Consider the following 12,787-nt stretch of genomic DNA (forward strand, 5'->3'; position numbering starts at 1 on the left):
GCAACATTTTCACGCTGATCCGGTCGGACAGACCGTAACTCGGGGGCCGGGTGACTGCCTTGGATTCGCGAGGGCTCGCGCGATCGGAATCCGATTGCAGCGGTAGCGCCTAGCTGGCAGCCACCTCACGCGTCCTAGAAATCATTCTCGAACCACCTCCTTCCTGTGTACCGACGAAATTAGTCGGATGAGACAGTGGCGGCAACATATTTTCTCGGATTGCGAAATCGCAGGTCAGGTCGTCGTTGTGGGAATAAATCGATCGATGGCGACGGTGCCGCCCGGCTCGACGCGAACGATGGTGTCCGCCTTCGTGTCCGGCGGCAGCTGGTGTGTGACGACGACCACGGTGCGGTCCGGCTCCACCAGGCCGCTTAATTCGTCGAGCAGGCGACGCAGCAGCTCGGCCCCGGCTTCGGCCTCCAGGTGCTCGGTGGGTTCGTCGAGCAGCAGTACGCGGGCCGGGGCGAGCAGGGCGCGGGCCAGCAGGATGCGACGGCGCTGACCACCCGAGACCGCGGCCGCGCCGCCGACCAGATCGGTCTCGACGCCGTCGGGGAGGGAGTCCAGCCAGTCGCCGGCTCCGACTGCGCGCAGGGCCGATTCGGCCTCGCCCGGGGTGATGTCGCCGCGGGCCACGCGCAGGTTCTCCAGCACGGTGGTGCCGAACAGGTGCGCGTCCTCGGCGAAGAAGGTGACGCCCGGGCGCGGCGTCTCGAAGAGCCCGGCCCAGGACATCAGCAGCGTGGTCTTGCCCGCACCACTGGCGCCGACCACGGCGATCCGGCGGCCCGGCGGCAACGCGGGAAGATTCGGTGCGGGAGGCTCGGATTCGCCGTGCTCGAGCCGATCCAGGCGGCGCAGAGCGGCGCGGCCGGTGGTGAGGGCCTGCGCGGCGGCCGGGAGCACCGCCACGGCCTCGAAAGCGGACAGCGGCACCAGGACCAGCACCGTGAACGCCATCGGCGTGATACCACCCGGCGGGACGGTCTGGAAGCCCGCGGTCGGGATGGGAGAACCGCTGCCGTACAGCACGATTCCGATGAGCAGCGCGCCCAGCACGCTCGCCCCGATGGACAGCGGCAGCACCGCCGCGGCCCACGCGCTGCGCGCCGCCGCCCGGTCCTCCGCCGCGACCGCCCGCTGCCCCGCCGTGGCGGCCGCGCCGACCGCCTCGGAAAGCCGGCCCGCCACCCGCAATTCGGGCGCGTGATCCAGCACGGTCAGCGCCTCGGCGGTGAACTCGGTGCGATCAGTTCGCACCGCGAGCTCCGCCTCCCGGGCCGCGCGCGCCGACAGCCACGGCGCGATAATGCCCGAAACGGCCAGCGCCACCGCCAGAATCACCGCCGCGAGCACCGAGATACTCGCCAGCAGTCCGACAGCCAGTAGCGACAGGATCAGCGCCACCGCGATCGGGACGAACGCGCGCACCACCACGGCCCCGAGATCGTCGATATCGCTCATGACCCGGCCGAGCAGCTCACCGCGCCGCAGATTCGTCGGATCTCCCTGCCGGGCTTCGTCTTCCGTGCCCGCCGGTCCGGCCGCATCGCCGTCCGCGGGCCCGCTCCGCCGCAACCGCCAGATGTCCGCACCCGCCAGCGTCCGATAGGTCGTGGTCCGCGCGGTGCTCATGGACCGCAGCGCCACATCGTGAGTGGCCAGCCTCTCCAGATACCGGCACAGCCCGCGCGAAATGCCCAGCGCCCGTACGGTCACCACGGCAATGCTCAGATCCAGCACCGGCGGCATCTGCCACGCCCGCGCAATCAGCCACGCCGCCAACGCCGCCAGCCCGAGCCCACTCCCGATCGCCAGCACCCCCCACCCCACCGACAGCGCCATCCGCACCCGCGACAGCTCGAGCAGCTCCCGAATCCGCCGGAAATCGGCCAGTACCGCCCTCATCGCACCGACACCTCCATCGAGCTCACCACACCCGTGCTCCCCGTCGCGCCGCTCCCGGCCCGGCCGAGTGCGCCCCCGTCCGCCCGACGGGGACTCGGATCCGTTCCGGGACCCGATACCGTCTCGGCGCCGGTGGTTTCGGGCGCGGGTCCCAAGGCGCCCGAGTCCGGAGCGGCCGCTGACCCGTCGATACCGACTCCGACGCAGGCATCGCCGGACCCCGGCGCGTTGCTCGCGCCGGGCTCGGCGGACGAGTCCGTCGCGGCCTGTGATGGCGAGGTCGCCGCCGTATCCGACTGTGCGGGTTCGTGCTCGGACTGCGCAGTGGTCGTGGCACGGACCTCGACCACGTGGTCGGCGATGGCGAGAACCGAGGGGCGGTGGGCGACCAGGACGACGGTGGCTCCGGCGCGGGCGCGGGCGGTCAGGGCCGCGAGAACCGTTGTCTCGGAGGCGTCGTCGAGGTGGGCGGTGGGTTCGTCCAGGAGCAGGATAGAGCGTGGGGCGGCGAGGGTGCGGGTGAGGGCGAGACGCTGGCGCTGGCCCAGGGAAAGGCCGATGCCGCCGGTACCGAGCACGGTGTCCCAGCGGGACGGGAGGGTGGCCAGGACGGCATCGAAACCGGTTGCAACGCAGGCGGCGTCGACCTGGTCGGGGCCGGATGGGGGGCCCAGGAGTTCGAGGTTGGCGCGGAGGGTGCCGGGGACGAGGACAGGGCGCTGGGGCAGCCAGGCGATATGGGACCACCAGTGGTCGGGGTCCAGGTCGGAGACGGGGACGTCGTCGACGAGAACGCTTCCGGAGTCCGGGGTGAGCAATCCCAGGATGGCTTGCAGCGCTGTCGATTTGCCGCACCCGTTCGGGCCGGTGAGGACGGTGACCGTGCCCGGCCGGAGGGCGGCGGACAGCCCTTCGGGTGCGTATCCGTCGCGTGCCCGCACGGTGAGTTCGCGGATGTCGATGTGGCCGTGCAGGTTCGGGTGCTCGGGTCCGGTCGGCACGGGCATCGGCGCGGCGGATGCCGCATCGGTGTTCGCGTCCGAGTCGGCGGGCGCGGTGTCCGGCTCGAGGATGGCGAAAGCCTTGTCGGCGGCGGCCATTCCGTCCTGGGCGGCGTGGAAGCGTTCACCGACGGCGCGCAGCGGGAGGTAGACCTCGGGGGCGAGAATGAGGGCCAGCAGACCCGCGTACAGGCCCATGTGGCCGAACACCAGGCGCATGCCGATGGAGACCGCGACCAGGGCCACGCACAGGGTGGCGAGCATTTCCAGGACCATCGAGGACAGGAAGGCCAGCCGCAGCGCCGACATGGTCCGGCGGTGCAGCACATCACCGAGCTCACGAACCCGGCCCGCCATGCTGCGCGGCGAATCGCCCTCTCCCCCACCGCTGTCCGCGCGTCCCGTCTCGCGGCCGAGCGCGCGCAGGGTCGGCATGCCCGCGAAGAGGTCGAGGAGCTGGTCGGAGAGCCGGGTGGTGGCGGCCAGGGTGCCGGCGGATTTCCCCTGGGTGAGCAGGCCGATGAGGATCATGAAGATCGGGATCAGCGGCAGGGTGACGAAAATGATCAGGCCGGAGACCCAGTCGTGCACCGCGATCACGGCCAGCACCACCGGTGGCACGAGCATTGCCAGCAACAGGGCGGGCAGGTAGCCCGCGAGGTAGGCGCGCAGTCCGCTCAATCCGGAGCCGACCACGACCGCGAGTTCGGTACGGCGGCTCTCCAATTCCCGTGGCGGGAGCTGGGCCCCCGCTGCCAGGGCGGCGGTCTCGAGTTCGGCGACCACCTGCGCCCCGGCCCGGTGCGCGAGCCGCGACTGCCACCAGGTGGCGGCCGCCCGGCACCCGACAGCGACCGCGAAGATCACCAGTTCGGCTGTCCAGGAACCGATGCGGCGCTGGTCCGGTTCGGTGATGACCCCCGCGAGCACCCGAGCCAGCGCGAGCGCCGCGACGACGATGCAACCCGTGGTGACCAGCGACAGCCCCACGCTCACCCCGAGATACCTGCGTGCGGAGCGGGCGTGCCGCCACAGTCGCGGGTCCACCGGTCGTGCCATGGTCGATCTCCTCTGCGAACGGGCGCGCCGGGCCCGTGGACATCACGTTCGGCGCGCCCGCTCCGTTCAGCTCTTCGCGGATTCCATGGGCAGCCCGATCGGGGCCGGGATCTGCTCCATGGTGAGCCGCTTGCGGAACACCCAGTACGTCCAGGCCTGATAGATCAGCACGACCGGCACCAGGGCCACCGCGACCCAGCTCATCACCACCAGCGTGTAGTGGGTCGAGGACGCCGCCACCGTGCCGCCGCGGCCGTCGACGGTGAGGCTGTACGCGTCATTGATGGTGGACGGCAGCACATTCGGGAACAGCGACCCGAACAGCAGCACGGTGGCCGCCGCGATGGTGACCGCGGTGCCGGTGAAGGCCCAGCCGTCCCGGCCCTGGGTGGCGGCGAGACCCGCCACCACCAGTCCGACCACGGCCAGCACCAGCGGAATCCAGGTCCAGCCCTTGCCGTGGGCGAGCTGGGTCCAGATGCCGAAGGCCGCCACCACCACCGCGGTGGGCGCGAAGATCAGCCGGATGATGCGCTGTGCGTCGTCGCGCACCTCGTTGCCGGTCTTCAGGGCGATGAACACCGCACCGTGCAGCAGGAACAGCAGCAGCGTGGCCAGCCCGCCGAGAATCCCGTACGGGTTGAGCAGGTCGAGCAGCGTGCCCGCGATGTGCTTGTGCTCGTTCAGCTTCACGCCGCGCACGATGTTCGCGAAGGCCAGACCCCAGGCCAGCGCCGGAATCCACGACCCGAGCGCGATGCCCACGTCACAGCCGGTGCGCCAGCGCGGATCGTTGATCTTGCCGCGCCATTCGATGGCGCAGGCCCGCGCGATCAGCCCGACCAGGATGAGCAGCAGCGCCAGGTAGAACCCGGAGAACAGGCTGGCGTACCACTCCGGGAAGGCGGCGAACATGGCGCCGCCGCCGGTGAGCAGCCACACCTCGTTGCCGTCCCACACCGGGCCGATGGTGTTGAGCACGGTCCGCTTCTTCTGCTCGTCGCCGCGGCCGATGACGGGCATCAGCATGCCGACGCCGAAGTCGAAGCCCTCCAGCACGAAGTAGCCGGTGAACAACACCGCGATCAGGAGAAACCAGAATTCTGGGAGACTCATCCTCGACTCCTAGTAGGCGAAGGAAAGCTTCTCGACGGGCTCCCCGGTCATCTTCGGGGTGCCCGCGTCGGTGGACGCCTTCTCGGGTCCGGCGATCACGTAGCGGCGCATCAGGTAGAACCACCCGATGGCCAGCAGTCCGTAGAGCGCCGTGAAGACGATCAGCGAGGTGAGCACCGTGCCCGCCGATATCCCGGAGACGCCCTGCTGCACCGTCATCCGGATGTGCTGGTCGCCGGTGGGGTTGGGCGCGACCACCCAGGGCTGACGGCCCATCTCGGTGAACACCCAGCCGGAGATGTTGCCCAGGTACGGGGTGGCGATGGCGAGCAGCGAAAGCCACTTGTACCAGGCCTGATCCGGTACCCGGCCGCGGCGGGTGACCCAGAATCCGGCCAGCGCCAACAGGATCGGGCCGGCCATGAAACCGATCATGGCGCGGAAGGACCAGTACGTCACGAACAGGTTGGGCCGGTAGTCGCCGATGCCGTACTTCTGGTTGTACTCGACCTGCAGGTCCTTGACGCCCTTCAGGGTGACGCCGGTGAAATCGCCGGTGGCCAGCCACGGCAGCACGTAGGGCACCTCGATGAGGTGGTCGACGCTGTCGCAGTTGTTGTGGGTGCCGACCGTCAGGACCGAGAAGTCGGGGTCGGTCTGGGTGTGGCACAGCGATTCCGCCGAGGCCATCTTCATGGGCTGCTGCTTGAACATGAGCTTGCCCTGAATATCACCGGTGAAGATGAGGGCGACCGAGGCGACCAGGATCACGTACAGGCCCAGGCGCGCACTCGGCCGCCACATGGTGCGGGCCTCCTCGATCGGCGCCTCGCTGCTCTCGGCCTTGCCCTTGCGCGCATTGCGCACCATCCACCATCCGGCGATGCCCGCGACGAAAGTGCCTGCGGTGAGGAAGGATCCGGCCAGCACGTGTGGGAAGGCGGCGAGGGTGGTGTTGTTGGTCAGCACCTCCCAGATGCTGTGCAGTTCGGCGCGGCCGGTCTCCGGGTTGTACTTCGCGCCGACCGGGTGCTGCATGAACGAGTTGGCCGCGATGATGAAGTACGCGGAGGCGTTGGTGCCGATGGCAACCAGCCAGATGCAGGCCAGGTGCACTTTCTGTGGCAGCCGGGTCCAGCCGAAGATCCACAGGCCCAGGAAGGTCGATTCCATGAAGAAGGCGACCAGCGCCTCCATGGCCAGCGGAGCGCCGAACACGTCGCCGACGAAGCGGGAGTATTCGCTCCAGCCCATGCCGAACTGGAATTCCTGCACGATGCCGGTGGCGACGCCGAGGGCGAAGTTGATCAGGAACAGCTTGCCGAAAAACTTTGTGAGCCTGAGCCAATGCTCCTTACCGGTGATCACCCAGGCGGTCTGCATACCCGCGACGAGCGGAGCGAGGCCGATGGTGAGGGGCACCAGGATGAAGTGATAGACGGTGGTAATTCCGAATTGCCAGCGCGCCAGATCTACGACACTCATCCGACCTCCCTGCCGATCTACGACATAACGTAGTAAAAGACACTACGCCGACTGGTCTTCAGATCAACATGCGCCGCGCCACAGTGTGCGGAAAAGTTGCCCCAAGGTGACAAATCGACCGCCAAGGTCCCCGCCCCGCCGGGCGAATCAGGGACCGAATCAGGCGAAAGTCCCTTGATCCCCGGACCGGCCGCCCGGCCGGAATCACCAGTCCGACAGGCTCCCCGGCAGCGCGATACCGCGATTCACCATGTCGACGATCTCGTTCGCATTGTCGGGCGCCGACATGCGCAGACCGTCCAGCGAATTGACCCGCGCGGCCAGGGTGATCGAGGACAGCATCCAGACCGCGTCGGCGGTGATCAGGTCGGCGGTGAACAGCGGCTCGTACAGGCACTCCCAGCCCGCCTTCTCCGCCTGCGCGAACAACGCGCGCTGGGTGGTGCCGGGCAGCACGCCATTGCGCGCGGGCGGGGTGATGAGCTTGTTGTCGCGCTGCACGACGACTGTCGAGCGCGGCCCCTCCAGTACCCGGTGCTCGGTGCTGGTGAAGATGACGTCGTCGGCGCCCATCCGCTGGGCGAACCGCAGCGCGGACATATTGGTGGCATAGGACAGGCTCTTCGCGCCCAGCAGCAGCCACGGCGCGTTCTGCGCCAGGTCGATGGAGATGCCCTTCGAGAGCGTGATCACCGAAACACCTTCGGTGCGCGCCTTTTCCACGCGGTCCGGGACCGGCACCACGAAAACGTAACCGGTGGTTGCCGGTTCGGCGCCGGCCAATTCCCCACTTTCGTTTGCCATTCGTTCGCCACCGGCTCCGTGATCGCTGTCACGTCCCCGGGTGAGCACCATGCGCAGCGTCCCCTCGCGCTCGCTCCCCCACTGTTCGGCGGCCAGCTCCACCGCGAACCGCCACGCCTCCAGATCCGGCACGGGCAACTCGAGCGCCTCCGCCGAGCGACGCAACCGGGCCAGATGCAGCTCCAGCGCACCGGGCACGCCCCCGCGCACCAGCACCGTCTCGAAGATGCCGTCCCCCCGCAGCACCCCGATATCGTCCGCATACAACAACGGCGCGTCCGGATCCCGGATCGCGCCGTCGAGTGTCACCAAAACCCGTTCCACCATGGACTCGACCCTATGACAGATGGCGGACCCAGGCGGCCATACCGCGCCACCCATCCGGTCGACCCGCCTGCCACCATGCCGTAAACCCCTGCCCGCGGCCCATTGGCGACATCGTTCCGGGCACGACAAACCCACCCGTGACCCGATCACGCCACCCGGTTCCGTCTCCCAACGCGACAGCTGATCTCGCACCGATCCGGGGTAACTCACCGGGCACGTCCGAAATCGGTTCGGCTCCCGACCGCCGGCACGCGTGCCCAACGGGCAACGGCTCCCAAGCCGTGCGCTGAAGGCGCGGAGAGGCGGGTTAGTGTGGGAGTGTGTCCTCATCGGTTGCACCCAGTCCGATTCTGCAGGTTCCAGGGGCTGTCGCGAGGCTGCCGGAGTCACCGGATGCCCCGGTCGCGTGGCATTACGGCGATCCTTTCGGCGAGCAGCGCGCGGCGGCACAGGGGGTCGCGGTGGTCGATCGCTCCCATCGATTCGTGCTGTCGATCACCGGCAAGGAACGGCTGAGCTGGCTGCACACCATCTCCAGTCAGGCGGTCGCCGATCTGGGTGACGGCGAATCGGCCGAGAATCTGGACCTGGATCTGAACGGCCGGGTGCTCAACCACTTCGTGCTCACCGACCTGGACGGCACGGTGTGGATCGACACCGAGGGCGTGCGCGGCCCCGAGCTGCTGAGCTTCCTGCAGAAGATGGTGTTCTGGGCCGACGCCAAACCCGTCGACGCGAACGACCATGCGGTGCTGAGCCTGCTGGGCCCGGGTGTGGCCGAGCTCACCGAAACCCTCGGCGTCCCAGCCCTTCCCGGCACGTATCGCGCGGTCCCCCTGCCCGGCGGCGGTTTTCTGCGCCGCATGCCCTGGCCCACCGCGGACTCCTTCGACCTGATCGTCCCCCGCGAACAGCTGGCCACCTGGTGGGCGCGGCTGCGCGACGCGGGCGCGGCGGCCGCGGGACTGTGGGCGTTCGAGGCGCTGCGGGTGGCCGCGCTGCGCCCGCGCCTGGGCGTCGACACCGACGACCGCACCATCCCGCACGAGGTGAACTGGATCGGCGGCCCCGCCGAACATGGTGCGGTGCACCTGAACAAGGGCTGCTACCGCGGCCAGGAGACGGTGGCCCGGGTGCACAACCTCGGCAAGCCGCCTCGGCACCTGGTGCTGCTGCACCTGGACGGTTCCGCGGACTCCCGCCCCGAGACCGGCGACCCGGTGACCGCGGGCGGCCGGGCCGTCGGCGTCCTGGGCACCGTGATCGACCATTACGAACTCGGCCCGATCGCCCTCGCCCTGATCAAACGCACCATCCCGGCGGACACCGCACTGGTGGCGGGCCCGTGTGCGGCGGCCATCGACCCGGATTCGGTACCCGCCCACGACGAGCCGCAGGCCGGCCGGCTCGCCGTCGAGAAGCTGCGCGGCCGGTGAACGCCGCCGTTCCGGTCGGCCGGGTGCTGGCCGTCTGCGTGGTGTACGCCGAGCTGGAGCTGCCCACCCGGTCCTCCAAGGTGGGCCGCACCGCCATCGACAAACGTCCGCTGCCGCACCGGGTTCCGGTCCGGGCGCTCGGGCTGGACGGCGATCACGTCTGCGACACCAAACATCACGGCGGCGTGGACCAGGCCGTCTACGCCTACGCGGAGGAGGACGCGCGGCGCTGGGCCACCGAGCTCGGCCGGGACCTGGACGCGGGCTGGTTCGGTGAGAACCTGCGCCTGACCGGCCTGCCCGTGAGCGACGCGGTCATCGGCGAACGCTGGGCCATCGGCGACACTCTGCTCGAGGTGTCCGCCCCGCGCGTCCCGTGCTCCACCTTCCAGTGGCACTCCGGCGAACCGCAGTGGGTGAAACGCTTCACCGCACAGGCGAATACGGGCGCCTATCTGCGCGTGCTCACCGAGGGCGCGATCGGTGCGGGCGACGAGGTGCGGGTGGTGTACGTGCCCGAGCACGGGATCACCGTCCGCGACCTGTTCACCGGTGCCGACCCGGCCCGTCTGGAGCTGCTGGCCGAAGCCGAACCCACCATCTCCGACGACGTCCGCATGCAGATCGATCGCCACCGCCGCCGTCACGCCGGAGCGGCCGCCCGATGACAAAGACTTCCGAGGGGAGCCCCACCATGAGCGTCGATCTGGTCGAGGTGGTGCGGTCCGGGTTCCGGGAGTGCGTGCACCGCGGATCGGCGGTGGTGCTGCGCCCGGACGGCGAGCCGTTGGTCGCGGTGGGCTCGGTGCACGGCCCGATCTTCCCGCGCTCCACCAACAAGCCGATGCAGGCACTCACCCTGCTGCGCAACGGTTTCGAGCCGGTGGACGATGCCGAGCTGGCCATCGCCACCGCCTCGCATTTCGGCGAGGCCGATCACGTGAAGCTGGTGCAGCGTTTGCTGGAGCGCTTCGGATTCACCGAGGACGATCTCGAGTGCCCGCCCGATCTGCCGTTCGAGGAGCACGCCCGGGCGCAGGCACTGGCCGGGCGTGACCGTGCGAAGGCGTCCCGCCGCGTCTACATGAACTGCTCCGGCAAGCATGCCGCCATGCTCGCGACCTGCCGGATCAACGACTGGCCCACCCGCGGCTATCTCGAGGTCGGGCACCCGCTGCAGCGGGCCGTGCTGGAAACGGTCGGCGAGGTGACCGGTGAACCGGAGAGCGATCTGGGCATCGACGGCTGCGGCCTGCCGATCGTGCCGGTGTCGCTGGTGAATCTGGCGCGCGCCTACGCGACCTTCGCCACCGCGCCCGAGGGCAGCCCGGAACGCCGTCTCGCGGACGCGATTCGCGCGCATCCGCGAGTGATTTCCGGCACGGATGGTCCCGATTTCCGGGTGATGACCGCGACCCCCGGCCTGGTGTGCAAGATCGGCGCGGACGGGGTGCACGCCGGCGCGCTACCGGACGGTTCGGCCTTCGCCTACAAGATCGATGACGGCGCCGATCGCGCGCGACTTCCCCTGACGCTGGCCATTCTCCAGCGTATGGGGGTGCCGTGGACCGACGAGCACGCCGAGCTGGCGGCCCCCGCCGTGCTCGGCGGCGGAGCCCGGGTGGGCATCGTCCGAGCGATTCCCGGGGTGCTGTAGCCCCCGGTCGGCAACCTTTCGCGCGGGCCCGGATACCACCGGGCCCGGCCCCGGGACGTTTATCCCCCACTCCTGGAAGCGCGACCGCCGGACACACGCTAAAGTGTTCGTCAGGAAGAGTATTAATTCGAACGGGGCCGCCAAACCCACCCCAGGCCGCCCCGCAGTGACGCGAGGGGGTCAGCCATGGGCCGTGGCCGGGCTAAGGCAAAGCAGACCAAGGTTGCACGGGAGCTCAAGTACAGCTCGCCGTCGACCGACTTCACGAGCCTTCAGCGCGAGCTGTCGGGGAGTGCCTCCGACACACAGCGGAGTGGTGTGCTTTCCGAAGAGCATGACGCGAGCGAATCGCGGTCGAGCTGGGAAGAAGAAGACAGCTACGACGACTGGCGTCGCTGACTCGGATATTTCGACGTACTGCAGGGGGAGGCCGATGGGCTTCCCCCTTTAGCACGTCGTTTTGAGCCGAGAAGCACGCAGCGCTGACGATTTGCCAGCAGCACCAGCGGCTCCCCCGCCTCTCCGCGCCTTTGGCGCACGGCTGGGGAGCCGTAGCTGATTCGGCACGTGTGCCGCCGGTTGAGTGCCGATCCGACTCTGGACGTACCCGACGAGTTGCCCTCGCCGGAACCGAAATCAGTTGTCGTGTTGGGAGACGGGCGATTTGGCTAGCCGCCGGATATAGCGAAGGCCCTGGCCACTCTCCCGAGTGGCCGGGGCCTTCGTTTGTGTTGCAGTCCGGCGCTCAGAAGCGCGGGTGGTCTCCCACCAGGACGGCGCGGGCGGCGTCGGCGTCCTTGGCCTTCTTCACCGTGCCGAGGGTCCAGCAGTCGATGTGGCGGGCGGTGAGGACAGCGAGGGCGCGGTCGGCGTCCTCGGGGGCGACGACGGCGACCATGCCCACGCCCATGTTGAAGGTCTTCTCCATCTCGGCCCGCTCGACGCGGCCGCGCTGGGCGATCATCTTGAAGACCGGGGCCGGGTTCCAGGTGCCGCGATCCAGCTCGGCGACCAGGCCGGCGGGGAGCACGCGGGCCAGGTTGGCAGCCAGGCCGCCACCCGTCACGTGGCAGAAGGTGCGGACGTCGGTCTCGGCGATCAGGGCCAGGCAGTCCTTGGCGTAGATCTTGGTCGGCTCGAGCAGTTCCTCGCCGAGGGTGCGGCCGAATTCCTCTACGTGCCCGGTGAGGGACATACGGTCGATGTCGAGCAGCACCTTGCGGGCCAGCGAGTAGCCGTTGGAGTGCAGCCCGGAGGCGCCCATGCCGATCACCACGTCGCCGGGGCGGACGCGGTCCGGACCGAGCACGGCGTCGGCCTCGACCACGCCGACGCCGGTGGCGGACAGGTCGTAGTCGTCGACGCCCATCAGGCCCGGGTGCTCGGCGGTCTCGCCGCCCAGCAGGGCGCAGCCGGCGATGATGCAGCCCTCGGCGATGCCGGAGACGATCTGCGCGACGCGCTCCGGGACCACCTTGCCGACGGCGATGTAGTCCTGCAGGAACAGCGGTTCGGCGCCGCAGACCACCAGGTCGTCGACGACCATGGCGACCAGGTCGAGGCCGACGGTGTCGTGCTTGTCGAGGGCCTGGGCGACCGCGATCTTGGTGCCGACGCCGTCGGTGGAGGCGGCGAGCAGGGGCTCCTTGTAGCCGCTCTTCAGTGCGAACAGTCCTGCGAAGCCGCCGAGTCCGCCCTGTACTTCGGGGCGGCTGGCCTTCTTGGCCAGGGGAGCGAACAGCTCGACTGCACGGTCACCGGCTTCGATATCGACGCCGGCCGCCGCGTACGAGGCACCGGCACCGCTGGGGATCTGTTCAGTCATTGTCGGAGAGAGCTCCAAGCCGAATCGATGGAATGATGCCTGCTCACGCTAGCTCACCCGCCTCCCCGAGAACTCAGCGGGATCACCCGCCTCCCCGAGAATTCACGGGAGGCAAAGAGCCGTCGGACTCCAGCACCCGTGCCTGCGGCTGGGTGCCAAATCTATT

Annotated in this window: 9 protein-coding genes and 1 pseudogene; 4 read left to right on the plus strand and 6 right to left on the minus strand. The window is 69.3% G+C overall.

The window, feature by feature from the left end; genetic code table 11:
- Positions 1-234: 234 nt before the first annotated feature.
- From ACIRRA_RS01630 to ACIRRA_RS01650, 5 genes and pseudogenes are all read right to left on the minus strand, one after another.
- The gene (locus ACIRRA_RS01630) at positions 235-1,911 is read right to left on the minus strand and encodes an ATP-binding cassette domain-containing protein (protein ID WP_402761628.1); all 1,677 of its coding nucleotides are present in this window, start codon (positions 1,909-1,911) and stop codon (positions 235-237) included.
- Between the two features lie 332 nt (positions 1,912-2,243).
- Positions 2,244-3,971: pseudogene (cydD, locus tag ACIRRA_RS01635) on the minus strand (thiol reductant ABC exporter subunit CydD); the annotation flags it as partial.
- 66 nt (positions 3,972-4,037) lie between these two features.
- Positions 4,038-5,087 (minus strand): cytochrome d ubiquinol oxidase subunit II, encoded by a 1,050-nt coding sequence (gene cydB / locus ACIRRA_RS01640; protein WP_402761630.1) that lies wholly within the window; start codon positions 5,085-5,087, stop codon positions 4,038-4,040.
- Between the two features lie 9 nt (positions 5,088-5,096).
- Positions 5,097-6,572 (minus strand): cytochrome ubiquinol oxidase subunit I, encoded by a 1,476-nt coding sequence (locus ACIRRA_RS01645; protein ID WP_402761632.1) that lies wholly within the window; start codon positions 6,570-6,572, stop codon positions 5,097-5,099.
- Positions 6,573-6,776: 204 nt separating this feature from the next.
- Positions 6,777-7,703, minus strand: a complete 927-nt coding sequence (locus tag ACIRRA_RS01650; RefSeq protein ID WP_402761634.1) for an aminodeoxychorismate lyase — start codon at positions 7,701-7,703, stop codon at positions 6,777-6,779.
- 320 nt (positions 7,704-8,023) lie between these two features.
- Here ACIRRA_RS01650 and ACIRRA_RS01655 point away from each other — a divergent pair, with 320 nt between their 5' ends.
- The 4 genes from ACIRRA_RS01655 (at position 8,024) to ACIRRA_RS01670 (ending at position 11,195) form a co-directional block, all read left to right on the plus strand.
- Positions 8,024-9,139, plus strand: a complete 1,116-nt coding sequence (locus ACIRRA_RS01655; protein ID WP_402761637.1) for a YgfZ/GcvT domain-containing protein — start codon at positions 8,024-8,026, stop codon at positions 9,137-9,139.
- Positions 9,136-9,807: an MOSC domain-containing protein gene (locus tag ACIRRA_RS01660; RefSeq protein WP_402761640.1), complete on the plus strand. Its 672-nt coding sequence runs from the start codon at positions 9,136-9,138 to the stop codon at positions 9,805-9,807. Before ACIRRA_RS01655 ends, ACIRRA_RS01660 begins: the two co-directional genes overlap by 4 nt.
- Positions 9,808-9,833: 26 nt before the next feature.
- Positions 9,834-10,796, plus strand: a complete 963-nt coding sequence (locus ACIRRA_RS01665; protein ID WP_402761643.1) for an asparaginase — start codon at positions 9,834-9,836, stop codon at positions 10,794-10,796.
- 186 nt (positions 10,797-10,982) lie between these two features.
- Positions 10,983-11,195, plus strand: a complete 213-nt coding sequence (locus tag ACIRRA_RS01670; RefSeq protein ID WP_083868555.1) for a DUF3073 domain-containing protein — start codon at positions 10,983-10,985, stop codon at positions 11,193-11,195.
- Between the two features lie 346 nt (positions 11,196-11,541).
- Here the strand turns inward: ACIRRA_RS01670 and purM are convergent, their stop codons facing one another.
- Positions 11,542-12,621 (minus strand): phosphoribosylformylglycinamidine cyclo-ligase, encoded by a 1,080-nt coding sequence (purM, locus tag ACIRRA_RS01675; RefSeq protein WP_402761646.1) that lies wholly within the window; start codon positions 12,619-12,621, stop codon positions 11,542-11,544.
- Positions 12,622-12,787 lie beyond the last annotated feature (166 nt).

Origin of the sequence: Nocardia sp. NPDC101769, assembly GCF_044766925.1 — a bacterium.
Lineage (GTDB): Bacteria > Actinomycetota > Actinomycetes > Mycobacteriales > Mycobacteriaceae > Nocardia.